At 70.9% G+C, this 20679-nt stretch carries 15 protein-coding genes and 1 pseudogene; 7 read left to right on the top strand and 9 right to left on the bottom strand.

The window, feature by feature from the left end:
* Positions 1 to 21 precede the first annotated feature (21 nt).
* Entirely contained in the window at positions 22 to 2367 is a 2346-nt protein-coding gene (locus tag WME89_RS27675; protein WP_438002712.1) for an alpha/beta fold hydrolase, read from the top strand.
* A gap of 175 nt (positions 2368 to 2542) precedes the next feature.
* A complete protein-coding gene (locus WME89_RS27670) occupies positions 2543 to 3091 on the top strand; it encodes a ferritin-like domain-containing protein (protein ID WP_438002711.1) in 549 nt (182 codons plus the stop codon).
* A gap of 330 nt (positions 3092 to 3421) precedes the next feature.
* On the opposite strand, the pseudogene WME89_RS27665 reads toward WME89_RS27670, so the two are convergent.
* Positions 3422 to 4072: pseudogene (locus WME89_RS27665) on the bottom strand (DNA alkylation repair protein); the annotation flags it as partial.
* 351 nt (positions 4073 to 4423) lie between these two features.
* Between WME89_RS27665 and WME89_RS27660 the strand changes: the two are divergent.
* On the top strand, positions 4424 to 5266 hold the full coding sequence (locus tag WME89_RS27660) for a Uma2 family endonuclease (RefSeq protein ID WP_438002710.1): 843 nt from the start codon (positions 4424 to 4426) through the stop codon (positions 5264 to 5266).
* A 37-nt stretch (positions 5267 to 5303) separates the two neighbouring features.
* Here the strand turns inward: WME89_RS27660 and WME89_RS27655 are convergent, their stop codons facing one another.
* The 4 genes from WME89_RS27655 to WME89_RS27640 all read right to left on the bottom strand — a co-directional run bounded on the left by WME89_RS27655 (position 5304) and on the right by WME89_RS27640 (position 11280).
* On the bottom strand, positions 5304 to 6290 hold the full coding sequence (locus tag WME89_RS27655) for a chemotaxis protein CheB (RefSeq protein WP_438002709.1): 987 nt from the start codon (positions 6288 to 6290) through the stop codon (positions 5304 to 5306).
* A 68-nt stretch (positions 6291 to 6358) separates the two neighbouring features.
* Positions 6359 to 6733 (bottom strand): response regulator, encoded by a 375-nt coding sequence (locus WME89_RS27650; protein ID WP_438002708.1) that lies wholly within the window; start codon positions 6731 to 6733, stop codon positions 6359 to 6361.
* A 50-nt stretch (positions 6734 to 6783) separates the two neighbouring features.
* On the bottom strand, positions 6784 to 10203 hold the full coding sequence (locus WME89_RS27645) for a CheR family methyltransferase (protein ID WP_438002707.1): 3420 nt from the start codon (positions 10201 to 10203) through the stop codon (positions 6784 to 6786).
* Positions 10204 to 10848: 645 nt separating this feature from the next.
* Positions 10849 to 11280, bottom strand: a complete 432-nt coding sequence (locus WME89_RS27640; protein ID WP_438002706.1) for a hypothetical protein — start codon at positions 11278 to 11280, stop codon at positions 10849 to 10851.
* 803 nt (positions 11281 to 12083) lie between these two features.
* On the opposite strand from WME89_RS27640, the gene WME89_RS27635 reads away from it, so the two are divergent.
* The 3 genes from WME89_RS27635 to WME89_RS27625 are packed head-to-tail and all read left to right on the top strand — an operon-like array spanning position 12084 to position 14466.
* Positions 12084 to 12650, top strand: coding sequence for a hypothetical protein (locus WME89_RS27635; RefSeq protein ID WP_438002705.1), 567 nt, complete (start codon positions 12084 to 12086; stop codon positions 12648 to 12650).
* Entirely contained in the window at positions 12647 to 13366 is a 720-nt protein-coding gene (locus WME89_RS27630; RefSeq protein WP_438002704.1) for a hypothetical protein, read from the top strand. The genes WME89_RS27635 and WME89_RS27630 overlap by 4 nt, the downstream gene beginning before the upstream one ends.
* Entirely contained in the window at positions 13363 to 14466 is a 1104-nt protein-coding gene (locus WME89_RS27625; protein ID WP_438002703.1) for a hypothetical protein, read from the top strand. The genes WME89_RS27630 and WME89_RS27625 overlap by 4 nt, the downstream gene beginning before the upstream one ends.
* Before the next feature lie 43 nt (positions 14467 to 14509).
* Here WME89_RS27625 and WME89_RS27620 read toward each other — a convergent pair whose 3' ends face one another.
* The 4 genes from WME89_RS27620 to WME89_RS27605 form a co-directional block, all read right to left on the bottom strand.
* Positions 14510 to 16036: a hypothetical protein gene (locus WME89_RS27620; protein WP_438002702.1), complete on the bottom strand. Its 1527-nt coding sequence runs from the start codon at positions 16034 to 16036 to the stop codon at positions 14510 to 14512.
* A 37-nt stretch (positions 16037 to 16073) separates the two neighbouring features.
* Positions 16074 to 17708 carry a DUF1565 domain-containing protein gene (locus WME89_RS27615; protein WP_438002701.1) on the bottom strand — a complete coding sequence of 545 codons (1635 nt, stop codon included), beginning with the start codon at positions 17706 to 17708 and terminating at the stop codon, positions 16074 to 16076.
* 393 nt (positions 17709 to 18101) lie between these two features.
* Complete coding sequence (locus WME89_RS27610; RefSeq protein WP_438002700.1) at positions 18102 to 18782, bottom strand: acetoacetate decarboxylase family protein; 681 nt, start codon at positions 18780 to 18782, stop codon at positions 18102 to 18104.
* A gap of 292 nt (positions 18783 to 19074) precedes the next feature.
* Complete coding sequence (locus WME89_RS27605; RefSeq protein WP_438002699.1) at positions 19075 to 19908, bottom strand: lysophospholipid acyltransferase family protein; 834 nt, start codon at positions 19906 to 19908, stop codon at positions 19075 to 19077.
* 88 nt (positions 19909 to 19996) lie between these two features.
* Between WME89_RS27605 and WME89_RS27600 the strand changes: the two genes are divergently transcribed.
* Positions 19997 to 20674, top strand: a complete 678-nt coding sequence (locus WME89_RS27600) for a 2-hydroxychromene-2-carboxylate isomerase (RefSeq protein ID WP_438002698.1) — start codon at positions 19997 to 19999, stop codon at positions 20672 to 20674.
* Positions 20675 to 20679: the final 5 nt, after the last annotated feature.

Here is a 20679-nt window from a genome sequence, read left to right as displayed (position 1 = left end):
GCGACAGGCGAGATCGCGGCCATGCGAAGCCCGCTCACCGCAACGTCGTTGTCGCGCGCCGCGACGTGGTTGTCGCTCGCGTCGCTGGCCCTCGCCGCGGCCAGCTGCGCCCCGCCGGCCGGCTCGCCGCCGGTGCGGGCGGGCGCGCCGGCCGCGCGCGCCGGCGACCAGCCGGGCGGGGGCGGCGCCGCGCCGAAGGCGGGCGGCGCGCCGGGCAAGACGGCGATCGCCGGGCCGGAGGCGAGCCGGATCACGTACGCGCACCTCGGCCGGCAGCCGCCGCTCGGCGCGAAGCTCCCCAGGGCGATCCAGCACTCGCCGGACGGCAAGCTGGTCACCTACCTCCAGCGGCAGCCGGACGGGCCGGAGCAGGCGCTGTTCGCCTTCGACGTCGCGTCGCGCGGCGTGCGGCAGCTCGTCGCGTCGGGCGACCTGCTGAAGGAGTCGAGGCCGCTCTCGCGGGAGGAGGAGCTCCGCCGCGAGCGACAGCGCATGTTCTCGAGGGGGATCACGGCCTACGCGTGGGCCAAGCGGGCGGGGGTCATGCTCATCCCGTTCGGCGGTGACCTCTTCCTGCGCGACAAGGCGGGCGCGATCGCGCGGCTCACCGACACGCCAGAGCCGGAGATCGACCCGAAGGTGTGCGACGGCGGCGAGCGCGTCGTGTTCGTCCGCGGGCGCGAGCTGTTCATGATCGACGTCGCCTCGCGCCGCGAGACGGCGCTGACCCGGGGGGCGCCCGAAGGGGTGTCGCGCGGCCAGAGCGACTTCAACGGCCAGGAGGAGTTCGACGAGCCGAGCGGCTTCTGGATCTCGCCCACCTGCGACAGGGTGGCCTACCTCGAGGTCGACGAGCGCGACGTCGCGAAGGTGCCTGTCCTCGGCGTCCGCGGCGGCCAGGAAGACCTGATGATGCTGCGCTACCCGCGCGTCGGCGGGAAGAACCCCCGCGTCAGGGCGGGGATCCTCGACCTCGCGACGAGGAAGACGACCTGGGTGCAGTGGAAGGGCGGTGAGGAGGAGCGGTACCTCGGCCGGTTCGCGTGGGCCGAGGGCGGCAAGGCGCTCTGGTTCCAGACGCTGTCGCGCGACCAGAAGCGCCTCGCGCTGCTCCGCGCGAGCCCGCGCACGGGCGCGGCCGCCGAGATCGTGACCGAGACGTCGCCTACCTGGGTGGACTTCGCGAAGATGCGGCTGCTCGAGCGCTCGCCGCGGTTCCTCTGGGCGACCGCCGAAAGCGGGCACACGCACATCGCGCTGCGCGACGCGGACTCGGGCGCGGAGCTCGCGAAGCTGACCGCGGGCGACTGGGACGTCACCGACCTCGCGCCGCCGGACGAGGAGCGCGGCGAGGCGCGCTTCGTGGCCACGAAGGACGGCCCGACCGAGCGGCACCTCTACACGGTGCCCCTCGCGGGCGGCGAGGTGAAGCGGCTCACGTCGGAGCCCGGGGTGCACTTCGTCACGGTGGACCCGAGGGGGCCGGGCTACGTGGACATCCACTCGGCGCTGGGCGTCCCGTGGAAGGGCGCGGTGCGGGGCGCCGGCAACGCCGAGCTCGGCGCGCTGCCGGCGCCCGTGGATCCGGAGCTCGCCGGCCTCGGGCTGCGCGCCCCCGAGATCGTGAAGGTGCGCGCCGAGAGCGGCGACACGCTCTACGGCGCGCTGCTCGCGCCGCGGACGATCGAGCCCGGCCGCCGCTACCCGGTCCTGGTGAGCGTGTACGGCGGGCCCGGCGTCCAGACGGTCTTCAACTCGTGGTCGCCGCTCCTGCTCTGGAATCACCTGGCGGATCGCGGGGTGGTCGTCTTCCAGCTCGACAACCGCGGCTCGGCGAACCGCGGGCGCGCGTTCGAGGCGCCCATCTACGGGCGCCTCGGCGAGGTCGAGCTCGCCGACCAGATCGCGGGGCTCGATTTCCTGAAGACGCTGCCGTTCGTCGACCCGGGCCGCGTCGGCATCTACGGCCACAGCTACGGCGGGAGGATGGCGCTGACGGCGCTCCTCAAGGCGCCGGACCGCTTCCACGTGGGCGTCGCGGGCTCGCCGGCGACCGACGATCGGCTCTACGACACGGGCTACACGGAGCGGTACATGGGGCTCCTCGACAGGGAGGCGTCGCGGTACGAGGCGACCGATCTCTCGAAGCACGCGGGCAACCTGCGCGGCAAGCTGCTCCTCCTGCACGGGCTCATGGATGAGAACGTGCACTTCGCGCACACAGCGAAGATGATCGAGGCGCTCATGGCCGCGGACAAGCGGTTCGACATGATCGTGTTCCCGGGGGAGCGGCACGGCTACCGGTCGCCTGTCGCGAGCCAGTACTCGAGCCGCGCCGTCGTGGAGTACCTCGCCGAGCACCTCTGACCGCCGCGCCCGGCGCCTCTATCTCTTGCTCCGAGCCGCGCCCGGCGCCCTGTCTGGGGCGCGCCCGCGGCGCTCTCCAGGCGCGGCGGCATGGTGCGCTCCAGGCCGTCCGCGCGCGGCTCCCGCGCGTGCGCGGCGGCCTGTGAATCGCATCTGCCCCGGCCGGAGGGCATCCATGCAGAAGCTTGCACAGGGGAACAAGGACAAGGCCATCGACCTGCTCAACGAGCGGCTGACGTACGAGCGCGCGAGCGTCCGGCTCTACGACTCCATCGTGGAGAAGGTCGGCCGCGCGGCCGATCCCGGGCTGACGAACCTGCTCGGCCAGCTCAGGGAGTACCGGGACCAGGAGAAGGAGCACGAGGAGTGGCTCGAGGCGCAGATCCGCGCGCTCGGCGGGGACGCGCACGCCGAGACCGAGCGGTCGCGGCTGATCACGATCGAGTCGCAGGGCATCGGGCAGGTGGTGCTCGACGGCGACCAGAACCCGACCCACCTCTTCCACGCGCTGCTCACCGCGGAGCTCGTGGACAACGCCGGCTGGCAGCTCCTGCTCGAGCTCGCCGATGAGGCGGACGACGACGAGGCGAGGGAGGCGTTCCGGAAGCGCCTGCACGAGGAGGAGGACCACCTGAGCCTGACGCGCCAGGTCGTCGAGCGGCTCACGCGCACGGAGCTCCTCGGCTCGCCGGACGAGGCCGTCGCGATGGCGAACCCGACGTGAGCCGGCGCCGGCGGGCGGGGCGCGCGCCGCCGGTCAGCCGCGGCGCGCGGCCTTGGCGGGCTTCGCGGCGGGCGCCTCATCGGGCTTCGCGGCGGGCGCCTTGTCGGGCTTCGCGGCGGGCGCCTTGTCGGGCTTCGCGGCGGCCTTGTCGGGCTTCGCGGCGGGCGCCTTGTCGGGCTTCGCGGCGGCCTTGTCGGGCTTCGCGGCGGGCGCCTTGCCGGGCTTCGCAGCGGCCTTGGCGGGCTTCGCAGCGGCCTTGCCGGACCTCGCGGCGGTCGCCCTGGCGGTTCTCGCCGCGGGCATGACGGCCGGCCTCCGGGTGACCCATGTCTTGTGGATCTGGTCGAGCGCGTCGGGCGTCTTGCAGCTCGTGTCGCCGTGGTCGACATCGACCCTGCCGATGCGCCGCGCGGCCGTGAGCGCCTTTCCGCGGAGCGGCTCGTTCCGCAGGCCGATGCTGATCAGCGCGCCGTTCATCGCCTCGCGGGTGCGGTTCCTGGCCCTGTGGATCGACGCCTCGATCACCGAGAGCCGCTCCTCGAACAGGCTGTCGGGCAGCGACGGGTCCTCGATCGCGAGCGCGCCGAGCAGGGTCCAGCCCGCGCGGCCGATCCACTCGTCGGCCGAGGCGGTCCAGCGCTCCATCGCGTCGCGGGCGAACGGCGTTTTCACCGCGATGTGCTTCACGAAGAGGTCGACGAGGAGCGGAGAGCGCAGGCCGTCGAGCCACGCCTCGAGGCGTTCCCGGGTGAAGCGCGCCGGATCGGCGATCGCCGCCGCCAGCGTCCTCGCGTCGGAGTTGCCCGTCACCCAGAGCGCCTCGGCGAGCTCGTGATCGCGCTTGATCCGCTTCGTGAGCGCGTTCATGTGGGCGAAGCTCACGCCGAAGAGCGGGTCGGTCGCGCCGTGGCGCCGGTACACCCTCCGGTTCTGCTCGGTGCCGAGCCGCTCGAGCTCGCTCATCACCTCGGCAAGATCCATGGCCCTCACCTAACCATCCTTGGCATTACGCGCTCGCCACGGATTTTTTCGCGGCGCGTTCTTCGGGGCCGGGTCTGCTGACGCGGGCGTCGAGCCTGCGGCCCGCGGCGTTGACCCTCTGCGTCGAGCGCCTGGCCAGGGCTGCCCCGCCTTCGATGCCCGCCGGGCGGCCTCGGGGGAGATGGCCAGGGAAGCCACGAGGAGCCGGGACGGCCGGCCGCCTTGCGGGAGGGGGCTGCAGGCGTCGAGGCGTCGCGCCGTCGCGACCGGCGTCGCGCCGTGCTACCCGTGCCCTCCCCGACGCGTTGGACCGCAATGACGGGAGCAGTACGGTCCCCGGAGGAGCGATGCATGACCCTTGAGAGCGACACCTCGTTCGTCCCGATCCCGCCACCGGGTGAGGACGAGCTACCGCATGACGATGGCGCGATGCAGTCCGAGCGGCACCGCAAGCAGATGTACCTCCTCATCGAGGTGCTGGAGCTGCTCTGGAACGACCGCGACGACGTGTACGTCGGCGGCAACATGGCCATCTACTTCAGCGAGCTCCAGGCGAAGAAGAACGACTTCCGCGGGCCGGACGTCTTCGTGGTGCTCGACACGGTGAGGCGCGAGCGCAAGTCGTGGGTCGTCTGGCAGGAGGACGGCAGGACGCCCGACGTGGTGATCGAGCTGCTCTCCGAGAGCACCGAGAAGGTCGACCGCACCGACAAGATGCGGATCTACGCCAAGCTCCTCCACGTACCCGAGTACTACCTCTTCGATCCGTTCACCGGTGTCCTCGAGGCCCACGCGCTCGATCTCGCCACGATGTCCTACGTGCGCGTGGCGCCCGGCGCGAACGGCGACGTGACGAGCCCGCGGCTGCACCTCGGGCTCGGCGTTCGCCGCGGCACGTACAACGGCCTCGAGGCCGACTGGCTGCGCTGGCTCGACGCAGAAGGTCGCGCGCTGCCCACGGGCGACGAGCTGGCCCGCGCGGCGCAGGAGCAGGTCCGCGCGGCGGCGGAGCAGGCCCGCGCGGCGGGGGAGCAGGCCCGCGCGGCGGGGGAGCACGCCCGCGCGGCGGAGGAGCAGGCCCGCGCGGCGGAGGAGCAGGCCCGCGCCGCGCAGGACGAGGCGAAGCTGCTCGCGGCGCGCCTCGCCTCGTACGAGCAGCGGTTCGGCAAGCTGCCCGGCGGCGAGTCGTCCTAGCCGCGCCGCGCCGGCCCGCCCCGGTCCCTGCCTCCGCTCACCCCTTCAGCCGGGGCGAGAAGCGCCGCGAGCGCGAGGCCAGGGTCATCCCGTCCCCATCGCCGGCGCCGAGCAGCGCGCGGCGAACCAGGGCGCCCCGCTCCTCGGCCGCCCGGACCTTCTCCTCGAAGTGGGCCATCACGTGCGCCTGATTCCGCTCCCCCGCGCGCGTCGCCATCCGGCGCGCCAGGGCCGCGGTGTCCTCGATGGTGCGGAGCGCGACCCAGAGCGCCGCCTCGAGCGCCTCGTCCTGCTCGTTCTCCAGCCCCTCCGGGGTGTACCGGTGGCCCACCTTGCACCGGAAGCTGAGGATCGCGCCGTCGCCGTTGCGGACCAGGTTGCCCCCGCAATCCGGACACGTGAACTCGACCTCGGGGGCCTCGATCTTCTCCCCCACGAGTCCATGAGGCGACTCCGCCTCCGCGGGCGCCGCTCGTGCGCCCTGCTGCACCAGGTCGGCGAGCAGCGACGGGAGGCGCGCCAGGGGGACGCAGTGATCCACGGGCACGTTGTCGAGCGCGCTCTGCGGCATCTCCGGGAACAGCGCGTCTTTCGGATCCTGGACCACGGCGATGCCACCACGGCGCCTGATCTCCAGCAGGCCGGCAGTACCGCAATCCCGCATGCCGGAGAGCACCACGCCGATCACCCGCGGGCCGTACGCCTCGGCCGCGCTCCGGAACAGCGGATCCACCGCCGGCCTGTGGCCGTTCTCCTTCGCGGTGCGCTCCACGCGCACGAAGCCCTCGTCGAGCATCAGGTGGTTGTCCACCGGCGCGATGTAGATACGCCCCCGCTCGATCGGCTCGCCGTCGACCGCGGTCGCGACGTGCATCCGGGTCGTCCGATCGAGGATCTGCGGCAGCATGCTCCGGGCCGTCGGCGGCAGGTGCAGGACCACGAACAACGACGCTTGCAGATCCGAAGGCAGGCCTCCGACGAGCGCGATCAGCACCTCCACGCCGCCCGCGGACGCCCCGATCACAATGATGTCGTGTCCTGGCAAAGTAGACCTCGTGGAAGAGGAGAGGGAAGAGGGAAGACGCGCGCCGCTCACGCCGCCGGGCGAACCGCGCGCTCTATCATGGCGAGCAGCATGTCCATGCTCGCCGGCTTCCGGAGGACCGCCGCCGCCGAGAGCTGCTCCGCCACCTTCCGGAGATCGTCCGGCATGCGCGCCGAGAAGATCACGATGGGCGGCCGCTCCGACACCTTCAGCAGCCGCGCGACCAGCTCCGTCGTGGTCGCCCCCTTCACCGTCAGATCGAGCAAGGCCGCCGCGTAGCGACGCTCCGTCAGCGCGGCGATCGCCTGGTCCGCCGTGCGGGCAGACTCCACCTCATAGTCGGCCATCTGCAGCATCTCGAGGAGCATATCGCTCGAGTCACGATCATCCTCGATCACGAGGATCTTCGCCCTTGTCGTCATGACGCCTCCCTCCGAAGCCGCTCGCAGCAGAGCAGCATGCGCCCTGTACATCAATCGTGCGTGTCGCGTTTCGAGGTCAGGGGCAGCCTGAGGGTGAAGGTAGCGCCCTTGCCCTCCGAGCTTCGCACGGAGATCCGTCCTCCATGCGCCTTGACGATCTCCTTGCATATGAAGAGCCCGAGGCCCATGCCGCCGGACGACGAAGCGCTGGCGCGCTCCACCTGGTAGAAGCTCGAGAAGACGTGCGGCAGATCGGCCGCGGGGATCCCCGGGCCGTAGTCGACCACGTCGAGCTCGGCGCCTCCGTCGGTCCGTCGCAGGCGCACGTCGATCTTCGGTGAGCCATCCGCGTGCCGGAAGGCGTTGCCGAGCAGGTTCATGAGGACCTGCTCGAGGCGCGCGGGGTCGCCCTTCATCACCATCGGCGCCGCCGCGTCGGGGGGCAGGTCGAGGTGGATCTTCGGGGTCGGCGCGAGCGTCTGGGCGCTCTCCACGACGTGCGCGACCAGCGGGAGGAGCTCCACCTCCGAGAGCTTGAGCTCGAACTTCCCCGTCTGGATGCGGGTCGCGCTCACGAGATCGTCGACCAGCCGCTCGAGCCGCTCGCTCTGGGTGCGGACGAGCGACGCGAAGCGGCGCAGGCGCGGGTCGCCGTCCCCGGGGAGGAGGCTGATCAGCATGTCGAGGTAGCCGCGCAGGGGCACCAGCGGCGTGCGGAGCTCGTGGCTCGCCATGGCCATGAAGCGGTCCTGCAGCTTGCGGATGCTCCGCTCCGTGATGTCGCGGATGACGATCACGCCCCGCGCCACCGCGTCCCTGGCGGGCGCGCCGCTCCCGCCGATGGGCTGGCCGGTGGCCTCGAAGTGCCGGATCGCGCCGCCGGGGCCAGGGACGGTGAACTCCATCTGGAAGCGCTCGCCGCGCGCGGCCCGCTGCTCCGGCGTGTCCTGGTGGAGCACCGGCCGGCCCTTCTCATCGTTCACCGTGAGCAGGTCTGCGTCGAACATCGCCTGGTAGGCGTCGTTCGTGAGCAGCGGCTTCCCCGTGCCGTCGACCACGAGGAGCGCGTCGGCCATGCTGCGCAGGATCGCGGAGAGCCGCGCCCGCTCTGCGTCGCCCGACGCGGCGAGCTCCTGGATCTCGCGGCTCCGCGCCTCCAGATCGGCGTTCGTCGTGTTGAGCTCCTCGATCGTCGCCTGGAGCTCCTCGTTGACTGTCTCGAGCTCCTCGTTGGTCGCCTGGAACTCCTCGTTCAGCGTCTCGACCTCCTCCATGGCGGCCTGCGCCTCCTCGGTGGAGACCATCAGCTCCTCGTTCACGCCGCGGAGCTGCTCGTACGCCGCCGTGAGCTCCTCGTTGGCCCGGAGCAGCCGCCGGGCGTGCTCGGCCATCTGCTGCATCGTCGCCTGGTCCTGCGCGCGGCTGGCCTCCAGGCGCGAGACGACGCTGGTCGCGGCCTCGCTCTCGCGGCGCAGCTGCTCGCGCTCCGCGGCGAAGCGCTCCTCGGCGCGCTCGCGCGCGGCCTTGGCCTCGGTGAGCTCGGCGTGGAGGTGCGTCTCCCGGCCGATGCCCTCCTGGCTCGCCTTCCGGCGCTGCATGGTCTCGGTGACGTCCTCGACCACGACCAGCACGGCCTCGGCCTTGTCCGGCTCGACCTCGGGACGAGGCCCGTGGCAGGTGATCTGGAGGTACGACGGCTCGCCCACGAGCGTCGCGTCGACGGAGACGTCGAGCGGCTCCGGCGGCTCGCCCCGGAAGGCGGCGTCGATCGCGTCGAGCAGCTTGCGGTTGGGGATGGCCTGCGCGAGGTGCACGAGATCCTGCCCGAGCGCCGTGCCGTGGATGCCGAGCAGGCGCCGCGCCGCGACGTTGATCTCCAGGATGTCGTAGCGGCTGTCGACCAGCACGATCCCCACGCGGAAGCTCGAGAGCAGCATTTCGATGGACATGCGTGCGCGCGGGAGCTCCTTTGGGCCGCGCAGGGACGGCGTGAGCGGGGCCCTGCCGCGGGGCGCGCGCCGGGGCGCCAACGGGGCGGTGATGGCCGCGGGGGGCACGAGGATGCGCTCCCCGCGGCGCAGGTAGGTCTTGCAGTGGAGGTCGTGAGGGACGAAATACTCGCTCAGCGGGCTCGTGGTCTCGGCCTTGCCGAGCACGAGGTAGCCGCCTTCCCGCAGCGAGAAGGCGAAGAGGTGGAGGGTGCGGCGCTGGAGCTCGGCCGTGAAGTAGATGAGCACGTTGCGGCACAGCACGAGATCGAGGTTCGGGAACGGGGCGCGCTGGCCGAGGTCGTGCTCGCCGAAGACGGTGAGGTTGCGGATGCGCTTCGTCACCTGGTAATGGCCGTCGATCGTGACGAAATAGCGCTCCGTGAGCTCTGGCGGCAGGTCCTCGACGGCCGTCGCCCCGTAGACCCCGCGGCGGGCGAAGGCGACGGCCTCGGGATCGAGGTCGGTCGAGAAGATGCGGACGTGAAAGCTGTCGAGCTCGTCGCCCAGCAGCTCGCTGACGAGGATGGCGAGGGAGTACGCCTCTTCTCCGGTGGCGCACCCGGCCGACCAGATCCGCAGCGATTTGCTGTCGGTCCGGGCGTGCGCGATGAGCGCGGGCAGGACCGTGTCCCGGAGGTGCACGAAGAGCTCCGGGTCGCGCATGAACTCGGTGACCTTGATGAGGAAGCTGTTGATCAGCCGCTGGTGCTCCTCGGGGTGCGCGGCGATGTAGCGCACGTACTCGTCGATGGAGGCGGTGTTCGTGGCCGCCATCCTGCGCCGGAGTCTGCGCAGGATGGTCGCTTGCTTGTAATTCTTGAAGTCGATCCCGCTCCGCTCGCGCACGAGATCGAGGAGCGTATGGAGCTCCGTGTCCTCGCTCGAGCCCGAGGGGGGCTCGACGTACGACCCTGACAGGAGATCGCTGATGATGCTCCCGATGCGCTCGAGGTCGGCCACGATGTCGACCGTGGTCGGGGCCAGCGACTCGGGCATGCTCCGGAACTTCGCTGTATCGGGGTTCTCGATGATGACGGTGCCGCCGCACTTCTTGACCTGGCGGGCGCCGGCGCTGCCGTCGGAGCCGTTCCCTGTCATGACGACGGCGATGAGGTTCTCGCCGAAGGCCTCGGCCGCGGTGCGGAAGAGCGTGTCGACGGACGGCTTGGGCCGCGCGGCGTTCTCCGGCAGGAGCCGGAGCTCGTGGTCGGTGATCTCGACGTCGCGGCCGGGGGGCACGACGTAGACGACGCCGTTCTCGAGCGGGGAGACGGCGGCGACGGCGCGGACGGGCAGCTCGCTGCGGCGGCCCAGGACCTCGCCGAGGTGGCTCGGCCGCCTGGGATCGAGGTGCTGCGCGATCACGATGGGGGCGGGGAACGGGGCCCGCAGCGTCGAGACGAGCGTGCAGAGGGCCTCGATGCCGCCGGCTGAGCAGCCGACCACGACGAGCTGAGATCTGGGGGGGGCTTCGGTCATGAAGATTCTCGCACGTTATACATGCCATGCCGGGCGCGGCGCTGGGCATGTGCGATAAAAGAAATCCGTTCAAGAGAGAGCCGAGCCCCGGTGTTGCGAGCGGCAGGCGAAGCTGTGCGGCCGGCGTCTTGCGGTCGGCAGCTCCCGGGCGGGGGTAGCGGCGAGCTCCTACAGAGGCGACGAATGGTCGAAAGCGCCGTGTTCGCCGGGCCCCTGGCGGACATCACCACGCCTGGCGAGAAGTCGGCGGAATTCCAGGTGAAATTCCCGGCGGACTCTTCGAAGGGAAGAAAGAAGGTGCTTTTCTTCGGAATTGCGGGGACTTATCAAGATCCGTTTTCGAAACGGAGCGCCCGTTGCACGGGACGGAGGGGCACCGAGACTGCTGAGCTTGCCTTGGAGGGACCGGGAACGGTGGTGCGGGCAGCTGAGCCGCTAGCCCGAGATCACGGCGCCCGGCGGCCCCTCGTCACGACGTGCGAGATCCGTTGACGCACCCGCGATCATCGGGCCGACGTCGAGCGCGACCTTCCACGGGAGCGGCTCTCAGCCTGCCCGCGTGCGGCCCGTTCAGCGTCCGCCGGCGTGGCGGGCGGCATTCGGTCGCGCCGCGGCCCTCGGCCGCGCGGCGATGGTTCAGCGCGCTCATCGCTCGTCCTCGTCCTCGTCCTGGCTCGGAGCGACGTCTTCCGGCGCCTCGTCTTCCTGATCGCCCTCGTCCGGCGCGCCGCCCTCCGTTTCGCCCTCGTCCGGCGCGAAGTCGTCCTCCGCGCCGGCCTCGCCTTCGTCTTCTCCGGTGGACGCGGCGCCGCGGGAGACCGGGAAAGGCGCGTAGTCTTTCATCTTGTCGGTGCCGGCGTACCAGTACTCCGCGGCCGCGCGCAGCCTTCGCTCGGCGTTCACGACGAGCGTGTACGCGGCGTCGCGGAGCTTGCGCGAGCGCAGCGCCTCGGGGGAGAGCGTCTTGTCGGCGAGCATGCGCGCGAGCAGCGGCGAGAGCTCGCGGAGGCGGGCCACGGCGGCGGCCTCGCCGCGAGGCGCCTTGTCGAGGGCCTCGGCGTGCTCGGAGCAGAGCAAGAGGAGGGGTCGGACGCTCGCGAGAGGCGGTGTGCCGCGCAGTCGAGGGGAGCGGCGTGCCCGGCGCCGCGCCGCGGACCAGCAAGCCAAGGGGTCTGGCGGGGGCGGGGGATGCGCAGGAGGGGGGAAGTGTTGCGCAGGACACAGAAAGGGGGGCGCAGGAGGGCGGCGGAGCTGCGCAGGAGGGCGGCGGAGCTGCGCAGGAGGGCGGCGGTGCTGCGCAGGAGGGGCGGCGGAGCTGCGCAGGAGGGCGGCGGGGGCGGTGCAGGCGTCGCGGCCTGGTTGCGCAGGACACAGAAAGGGGGGCGCAGGAGGGCGACGGGGCTGCGCAGGAGCCGAACGACTGTGGTGTAGTTCACCGAACGGGGCGCGCAGGAGGGGTGGCGAGGCTGCGCAGGAGGGGTGGCGAGGCTGCGCAGGAGGGGTGGCGAGGCTGCGCAGGAGGGCGGCGGAGCTGTGCAGGGGGGCGGCGAGGCCGCGCAGGGGGGCGGGCGCTCCTCGACCGCCTCGTCCACCGCGCTTAGGCGGGCCCCCATCGCCGCCCACGGAGGAGGTCGCAAACTGCATGGACTACGACCTCCCGCAGCGCCGTCTTATCCAGATTTGGCGTCCGCCCAAGGCGGCCCGGACAGGCAGCCGGTCCCAGAAGGTTTGGCAAGCGCTCGCGCGATCCACGCAGGTACCGCGCGTTGACGCACGCTCTGGACGGGACGACCCACGTCCGTCGTGGTGTTCTCGCGTGGATTCGGTTTGACGCCGAATCCTGCCATCAGAAGAATGGCCCTCGTCGCCACGATGCTCGCGTGTTGCGAAAGACGGGGAAGCAGGCGATGCGGACGACAGGCCGGCAGATCCCATCGGCGACAGCGCTCGCTCTCGTTCTCAGCGTCGCTTCGACGCAGGCAGACGCATCCGAGCTGAGCGCTGGAATTAGCCTCGGATGGATCCAGGCTGGCACCGCGGCGCGCCTCGCGGTGAGCCCGCATGCGGGGATCTCCTGGCACATCACGGGCAACATTCTATTTACTGTTCACGATCTGTTCAGCGTCGTTCCCCCAATCCAGATAGGTGGGGCCGGTGTCTACAACAGCACCGCCGCCGCCCTCGGGTATGGCTGGGATCATGGCGATTTCAGCGCGGGTCCATCCCTCGCGATCGACTTGATGCCAGCCTGCGGAAGCGCCTTGTGCGGGCGCGTTGCCGGGATGGCGGCAGGCGCGCATGCGCAAACCAACGCGTACGTTGCAGGACCGCTCGGGGTGTCGGTGAGCGCCAATGTGGACTGGGTCGGCGGGAGTAGCCTTGTGCTTCCAGGCTACGTGTCGGTGCTTGTTGTCGCCGGTCCCGTGCTTCGATGGAGTGTAAAATGAACACAAGAAGAATTCTGCTGGTGATTGTGGCTATCGCCGTCTGGGTGCTATCGGCGTGCAACTGGACGGTGGGGGACTGCTATCCCCGCGAGGAGTGGGAGAAGGGGGAGGGTGCAGGTGGACCAGTCGGGCCGCCCGTTCCCGTCTTCAGCTCGAGCGCATCGGGGGACTTCGGGGCGGAGCCGCCAGAAGGCCCGCAGGATGGCAAGAAGGAGAAGATCCAGTGCAACAAAACGGAGGACGAGGACGAAGACGAAGAGGAAAGCCCGAGCGATAGCTCGGAGACGCCGACAGCTAGCCCGACGAGCCCGCCAGATCCCTGCCAGCAGAGCGGCGCTCCGACCATGGGGTGCGCAGGTTCGCGATTTAAGCCGTCGGACTTCAATTTTGTGACGATCGTCGCCTACGACGGGACCATAGCGGGTGGCTGGCAGGAGGCAAGGACAGGGCTCACTTTCTACGAAGGTGACGGTGGGAAACAGGCGTGTTTTGTCCGCATTGGCATGCCTCTGAGGAGCGAATTTTTTGGAGACATATCTGCGGATGACGCGGCGACGATTAGTGCCAATGTGGCGAATGCGGTAACGACCAAATTGGAGAACTCGGGAGGGTTCGATCTTCCGTTTGGTATATTCTGCTCAAGAATAAAACGCGACATGGGAGAGGTTTTTGATAAGCATTACAAAGGGCTCGGCGCCAAGATGATGGACCCATGAAACACAGCATCAACGAGCTGTTGGATATCATCTATAGATACTATCCCCGTGGGGTTGGAATCACCGATGATGTCGATGTCCAGCTACGCAATGCGACCGAGGAGCACGCCCGGCTCGTGGACGCGCGAATCCGAGCATCAAAGGACGATCGCTGGCATGCCATGCTGCGTCGCGTCGAAGGGCGCTTCCCTGGCATGGTCATGAACGAGTCGCGCCATCTTCCCTCCGGTGGCTGCGACGGATGTTACTCCTTTACGCTCGACCTCGCAGCGTCTACCGGTCGAGCGCTGTGGTTCCAAGTGAGCTTTCTGGCTCCATACTACATCGTTCACGGTTCGCGAACAATCGAAATCGTGAAGCAGCTAAGAGACTTGTTCATAGTCGACTTTCGGGGTATGCACTTCCGCGTTCCGCGAAGTCCACTCGATCCGAGGCTCATCGCGAACCCGCACCATGACAGCCCAAGGACGGTCACCATCAAGCGGGACTACGTGTCGTTCGAGCTGTCGCCCGACGAGCAGCCATATGCGGACTGGATTGCCCACGAGATCGAAGCGATCTTCGGTTGCGAACGCATGCCGCCGGAGATCGGAACCGCGCTCGTGCCAGAGGTGGCGACGGGTCTGCGGATTCCTGGGGAGGTCAGGGTATATGATTGTCTGTTCTCAGAACACGAATGGGTGAAGCCCGCGCCGTCCGACGTGCCGGCGCCCGGCGTAAGAGTCGAGGTGACCAGCCTCACGGAGCGGTTCGTCGCGGTGCTTACCGTGCTCCGGGCGCATCACCAGATTGGATTGACCCTCACGTTGCCCGAAGCGGTTCTACAGTTGCCAGAGCCGTATCGACAGTCCGTGGGGGTTTTTGCTTCAATATCGACGGATGGCTACCTGCACAAGGACAAGATGCTAGAGGAACTTGCGCGCATGCGCCCGCACGACGAATCGCCGGACACTCTCCGCGCCATGGCTGCCAAGCGCGAGCTCGAAGCGCTGGTCTCTGCGTGGGATGGTGAGGGCGAGCCGCCAGCCTCCATGGTCGCTTGGGCCTCCAGCTTCCTGGCGAGTTGGCTCGTGGACTCGGACCCCAAAGCCTCCTCGTAGCCGTCGCCGAGATCCGCGCCGTCCTCCCGTGACGTGATTGCGACTATTCGGGAAAGCGGAGCGTCTCGTGGGCTTCGCCGCTCTCTCCCACCGTCGTGCTGCCATCGTGGTTCCAGCTCGTGCCGCCCTTGCCCGGCTGTCCGGTCTCGATGGTGACGCCGTCGAGCGTGAGCTGGTCCTCGTCGAGGTAGGCGATGCCGATCGAGTCGCCGCCGCGCCCCGGGCCGCCGTAGCCGCCGGGCGCTCCTTCGCCGCCCTTGCCGCCGGGACAGGCGGCGAGTTCATCTCTCAGCGTTCCGCCCGGTGCGCCTCGACCGCCTCGGCCGCCGTCCTGGGGTGGCCCGCCATCGCCGCCTCTGCCGCCAAAGTCCGCCGTGATCTTGGTGTCGCGCACGGTCACCCGGGCGTGAAGCGCGAGGACGCCGATGGACGGCAGTCCATTCGCTCCTCCGCGGCCCCCTCGGCCCCCGCAACCGCCGGCCCCGCCCGAGCCTCCTCCTGGGCCACCCTTCGAGGCCGCGCCGCACCGGGCGAGCCCGCCCCGGCGACCACCGCCGCCGCCGCCGCCCTGGCCCGGCGTGCCCCAGGTGCCCTCGCCCCCCGTGTCGCCCTCCCATCCTGTCTCGGTGAGGCGCCCGATGCCCTTGCCCGGTGCGCCCTGTGTTCCCGGAGCCCCCGGGTCCCCGGCGAATCCGTTGGAGCAACTGACGTTGTCCTGCTCAGCGAGACCGCCGCTCGAGGGCGAAGCGTAGGCGGGCTCCCCGTCGCCACCATCCTCGGCGCTGTCGGGCAGCCCGTCCCCTCCCTTGCCGCCGACGCTCGTGAGCCCGCTCTCGCACCGGTTCACGGCCGCAGGCCCGCCGGCGACGACGGCCGACGAGCACGCGTCCCCACCGAACATGCCATCCGGTCCGTCCGGTTGTTTGGTCGGCCACCTCGCGCCACCGCTGCCTCCACCTCCTCCGTTGGCGGAGATCTCGCTCCGCAGGATCTCCACCGCCGTGCTCGACTGAGCGAGCACGCCGACAGGGCCCCAGCTCGGGATGTCGAGATCGGCGAGCGTCGACACCCCGTCCGCGGCCCCGCTGTCCTCGGGGCCCGCGGGCTCGACGATGATCAGGGGGCCGAAGACCGGTCCATGAGAAAACTGGGTCCGCGGGAGCAGGGCGTCGCGCACCCACTTCCGGCAGTGGAAGCCCCCGCGGAGATCCACGCCGGAGGGCACCCTGATCTGATCCACGATGAATCCGTCGTTGCAGAGGAACACGCGCCCTCGTCCAGCGCGCGCGATCTCGACGGCGCGCGCGACGGTGTACACGGGCTTCGCCTTGGTGCCGGGGTTCCTGTCGTCGCCAAAACCGTAGTTTCCGGCGAGGAACACGCCGCAGCCGTCGTCGAGGATATCGGCGGCGATATGCTCGATGCACACCGACTCCGGCGGCGGCTCGTCCTCGCACGAGGTGCCTTCACAAGGCGTGACGCCAGGGTCGTTCACGTCGGGAACAGCTCCGCAGCCGGTGGCCCACGGCGACAAAAGGAGGACGAACGTAGCAGCGGTGGTCGTTCTCATGGACGTCTCCTGACGTGCGCCGCCAGCACAGGGTGGTTCATCGAGGCGGTTCCGGTTCTGGCGTATCGAACCGGTACCAGAACTGCTTAATCCCGCCTTGCCCCTGGCCGAGCCCGCTTTCCGGGGCTGCATTGGCGCCGATCCCCCCGTTGCCAGCTTGTCCGGGCGAGACCGTCGCATCCTCCAAGATGGCCACGGAGGCGCCCACGGAGCCGATGCCGAGCGAGTGGCCCCCGAGACCGCCGCCGGCATCGCCCCCGCGACCGCCGTCGCCGCCAAAGCCGCCGCGGCACCCTCGCGACCCCTCGATCAGAGAAGCGCGTCCACCATTGCCGCCGGCATCTCCGAAGCCTCCCCACTGGCCCGTCCCACCGACCCCGCCATCGCCGCCCTTGGCCCCGAGGACCGTGCTGGCCTTGACCGTGAGGTCGCTCCCCTGCAGTGCCACGATCGCGATGCTCGCGCCGCCGTAGCCGCCCCCCTGGCCCCCCTTGCCCCCGCAGCCGCCACTTCCCCCCGATCCCCCGGCCGCACCGGCCTGGGGCCGACCTGTCGGGCACGCGTTCCTGGTGGGCTCGCGCCCTTTGCCGCCGCCGCCTCCGCCACCGCCCTGGCCGACGCCGCCCTTGTCCCCATCTTTACCGCGGACGCCGACCCATCCGTCGAGGCCCAGGAGGCCAGCGCCAACCGCCCCGGCAGCGCGCTCTGCATCGGCGCCGACTGCTCCCCTCTCGCCATCCTTGCAGTCCATGCCGACCGCGCCGGAGCCGCCCAGGCCGAGGTTGGGCGGATTCCCGGCCGGTTCCGGCAGCCCTGAAGCTCCACCGCGGCCTGCCTCGAGGCCTCCATCGCCCCCCTGGCCACCCGTCGACTCGATGCCGTCGCCGCACACCGTCACGACCGGAACGGCGCCCGGCGCCATGTCCGCAGTGCAGGCGTCCGCGCCGTTGTTCCCAACCACGCCGGCATTCGCGCGGAAGCTCGGCGCGTCCTCGCCCGGCTCTCCATCCTTGCCGTCGCCTGCGAGGATCACGCTCGACTGCACGATCGCTCTGGCCCCATGCTCCAGGATCATCGCGATCGACGACTTGCCATCCGCGGAGGCGTCGGCCGCCACGGCGCGCACGCCGAAGATCATCGACGTCGCGTCGTTTCCCTCGAGGGCCGCGTCGCCCGCCCCGAGGACCCGCACCGGGACCCCCACGGGCGGCGCGATGACGGTCGACGCGCTCTGCCCGTCGAGCGGCCCTCCGTAGGACCAATCGCCCGCACACAGACGGCCGCCCCAGAGGTCGACTCCCGGGGGGAGCGAGATCGCCTCCTCGAACGCCTCGCCGCACGCGTACACGCGCCGGGTCGGCGCCTCGCCGTTGCTTCGCCCGCTCGCGGCGAGCCCGATGGCGCGCTGCAAGGTCCTCACCGGCGCGCCCTTCGTGCCAGGGCTGTTGTCGTTGCCCTGCTCGCTGACGAACACCCCGCACTCGTCGAGCGCCGGCGCCGTGCCGGGCTCTCCCGCGCACGGACCCGGCGGCGGCTCCGGATCGGGGGCGCACGCCGCCACCTCCCAGCAAGTGTCGGCGTACGGGCACCCTGTCAGTGTGCTCGCGCCGCACGTCCAGATCGCGACGGCGACGACGTACCTCGCCGCGCGCCGGCCTTCCTTCGAACGCATCTGCTCGGCCCCCGATATCCTCACCACAGCCCCTCGATCATCACGCCGATCTCTCTTTCACTGTCGAAACGTCGCTTCGTCGCGGCGTCCCGGCGATGCTCTGGGCGACAGCCGGGCTCACAAGGCCGGTCGCGGCACCAAGCATCTACAGATCCACAGTGAACGTGGAGCGCAACGCAGGTGAGGGAAGGTACCTGCGCCACCCTCGCGGCGTCAACCCTCAGGGGGTTTCCGTCACATGACATGTGGCTGAGAAAAAGTAGGCCAATCCCGGAATGGGTAGATCCATTCCGCCGCGACGGATCTGAGGCGCGCCGCCGAGGCCAAGCCTGCGCTTACCTCCACCAGCTTCGATCCCTTCCGGCGCCTGGCGATCCGTCGCGGTGTGCCGGCTCAGCCCGCGCCCGGAGGCTCGACGTCGGCCACGGGGAACTCGGCCCGGAACCCGGAGAGCCGGGCGGCGAACACGACCCGGCGCTCGTCGAGGGGCGGCATGCGCGCCGGGTCGACGCGCGCTTCGAGCAGCCGCGCGAGGCGGACGCTCCCGCGCGCGGTCGGCCAGCAGCAGAGGTCGCGCCCCTCGCGGTGGTGCACCAGCCCGCGCCAGCGCGCGGGCAGGAGCGGGGTCCCGGCGGGCAGGCTCGGCCCCGCGGGCGCGAAGCGCACGTCGGCGAACACCTCGCCCCCCTGCGAGGCCCGCAGGCGCTCGCTGCCGTCGGCCTCGCGCACGAGCTCGAAGTCGGCGTGCTCCTTGGGGATACCCCAGTTGCGCTGCCCGTTGACCACGCTGTCCCACGAATTGACGTAGATCTTGCTGATGGACCAGAGCAGGCCGCGGCGCGTCTTGAAGCGCCCGGGGATGAACAGGAGCTCGCGGTACGGCCCGACGTTCGAGGACGTGTAGTCGATCGCCATCAGCAAGCTGTAGCGGCCCTCGAAGCGCGGGCGGAGCGCCTCCGGGATGAAGCTCTGATCGCGGAGCACCCGCTCCGGGAGCTCGAGCATCGCGATGTAGGCGTCGCCGGTCAGCGTCCACGGCGCTGGCGCGCTCTTCACGTCAGGAGGATGGCTCACGGCGCTCTGGCTCACAGGGACACCTCCGTACAGGCCCAGGGGCAATGCCGCACCCTATCATGGCGCTACAGCCGCAGGGACGCGGGCGCGCTGGCCAGCTCGCCAGCTCACCCGGCGCGGTGACCCTCTCTCCCCATCACCTGCCGGGCAGCGCAAGCCATGGCGCGATACGAGATGATCGCTGCAATGCTCGTGTCGAGAGACAGGAGATGAACCACCAGGACGCCAGGAGAAGAAGAGCTCGAGATAGACAAGCTGTCGCGAGCCGCTCCCCGTCAAGCCCTCGCCGGCTTCAGCCTGGCCCCCGCCGCGCCCCCTCGGCCGGCCCCGCCGCCTCGCGCAGCGCCTCCGGCAGCGCCGACGCCACGGCGGCCCTGCACGCCTCCATCGTGGCGCGGAGCTCCTCGAGCGACGCCCCGGGCGGGTCGAGCGGCGGGTGCACCACCACCCGCACCACGCCGGGCGCGGCGGCATAGCGGCCCTTCGGCTGGAGCGCGCCCGTGCCGTCGATGGTCACCGGCAGGACGCGCGCGCCCGCGGCCGAGCCGGTCCGGAAGGCGCCCAGCCGGAAGGGCAGCAGCGCCCCCGTCGCGCTCCGCGTCCCCTCGGGGAAGAACACCGTCGACCACCGCTGCATCACGTTCCGCCGCGCCTCGCCCAGATCCGCGAGCGCGCCGCGGGCCCGCCGCCGGTCGACCGGCGTGTGGCCGTACAGGCGCATGCCCCAGCCGAGCACCGGCACGCGGAACAGCGCGCGCTTCGCCAGGAAGCGGAGCGGCGTGCGCCCCTGCAGCACCACCAGGAGCGCGAGGACGTCGAGCGTGCTCTGGTGGTTCGCCGCGATCACGTAGCGCTCGCCCGGCCGCACGTGCAGGACGCCCTCGGCCTCTACGCGCACCCCGACGAGCCAGAGCGCCCCGCGCGCCCACACGACCGAGAGCCGATCGTGCATCCGCTGCCGGGGATCGAAGGGGAAGCAGAGCAGGCCGACCGGGAGCAGCACGACAAGGAACAGCATCGCCCAGACATGGGCGAGCGCCGTGCGCGCGACCTCGACCGGGCCGGCCGGCGCCGTGGCGCGCGCGCCACGTTCACCGCGCGCGCCGCGCTGAACGAGGGATAGCACCGATCACCATGGTACGATCCCGGGCGCCGCGCCAGCGGCCCTCCAGGGCGCCGCGGCGCAGCGCAACGAGCACCCCACGGAGCCCGCGATGCCCGGCCGCGTCGATTTCTACTTCGATTACATCTCTGGCTACGCCTACTTCGCCTGGCTGCGGATCCAGGAGATCTGCGACCGCCGCGGCGCGGAGCTCGGCGTGCACCCGGTGCTCTTCGCCGGTCTGCTCGACCACTGGGGTCAGCTCGGGCCCGCCGAGATCCCGCCGAAGCGCGAGTGGGCCTACAAGGACGCGTTTCGCGTCGCGCGCCTCCACGGCATCGAGCTCGCCTGTCCGAAATATCACCCGTTCAACCCGCTGCTCGCCCTGCGGCTGTCGCTGCCCGAGGTCGGCGGCGCGGAGCAGCGCAGGGTCGTCGCGGCCATCTTCCGGGCCGGCTGGGGGCGGGGCATCGACCTCGGCTCGCGCGACGAGCTCGCGGGCGCGCTCGATCGCGAGGGGCTCGACAGCCGCGCGCTCATCGAGCAGGCGTCGGCGCCGGCCGCCAAGGAGGCGCTCCGGCAGGGCACCGAGCGCGCGGTCGGCCGGGGCGTGTTCGGGGTGCCGACGACCTTCGTGGGCGACGAGCTGTTCTGGGGGAGCGACCGCATGGACCACGTCGAGCTCGCCCTCGACGGCCGCGACCCGCTCGACCACGCCCGCGTGCGCGAGGCGCTCGCGCGTCCCAGGGCCGCCGACCGGCGCAAGGCGCGCCCCGCCGGCGACGGCTGAGCGCA

Source organism: Sorangium sp. So ce321, from assembly GCF_051530195.1.
Classification (GTDB): domain Bacteria; phylum Myxococcota_A; class Polyangia; order Polyangiales; family Polyangiaceae; genus Sorangium.
Note: the sequence above shows the minus strand (reverse complement) of the source record. Positions and strands in the feature narration are given on the sequence as shown.

What these genes read in the sequence shown, in the direction of transcription:
- WME89_RS27625 (WP_438002703.1), top strand. Translation starts at nt 13,363, where the DNA reads ATGAAACACAGCATCAACGAGCTGTTGGATATCATCTATAGATACTAT.
- WME89_RS27600 (WP_438002698.1), top strand. Translation starts at nt 19,997, where the DNA reads ATGCCCGGCCGCGTCGATTTCTACTTCGATTACATCTCTGGCTACGCC.
- WME89_RS27675 (WP_438002712.1), top strand. Translation starts at nt 22, where the DNA reads ATGCGAAGCCCGCTCACCGCAACGTCGTTGTCGCGCGCCGCGACGTGG.
- WME89_RS27630 (WP_438002704.1), top strand. Translation starts at nt 12,647, where the DNA reads ATGAACACAAGAAGAATTCTGCTGGTGATTGTGGCTATCGCCGTCTGG.
- WME89_RS27615 (WP_438002701.1), bottom strand. Translation starts at nt 17,708, where the DNA reads ATGCGTTCGAAGGAAGGCCGGCGCGCGGCGAGGTACGTCGTCGCCGTC.
- WME89_RS27645 (WP_438002707.1), bottom strand. Translation starts at nt 10,203, where the DNA reads ATGACCGAAGCCCCCCCCAGATCTCAGCTCGTCGTGGTCGGCTGCTCA.
- WME89_RS27620 (WP_438002702.1), bottom strand. Translation starts at nt 16,036, where the DNA reads ATGAGAACGACCACCGCTGCTACGTTCGTCCTCCTTTTGTCGCCGTGG.
- WME89_RS27650 (WP_438002708.1), bottom strand. Translation starts at nt 6,733, where the DNA reads ATGACGACAAGGGCGAAGATCCTCGTGATCGAGGATGATCGTGACTCG.
- WME89_RS27660 (WP_438002710.1), top strand. Translation starts at nt 4,424, where the DNA reads ATGACCCTTGAGAGCGACACCTCGTTCGTCCCGATCCCGCCACCGGGT.
- WME89_RS27670 (WP_438002711.1), top strand. Translation starts at nt 2,543, where the DNA reads ATGCAGAAGCTTGCACAGGGGAACAAGGACAAGGCCATCGACCTGCTC.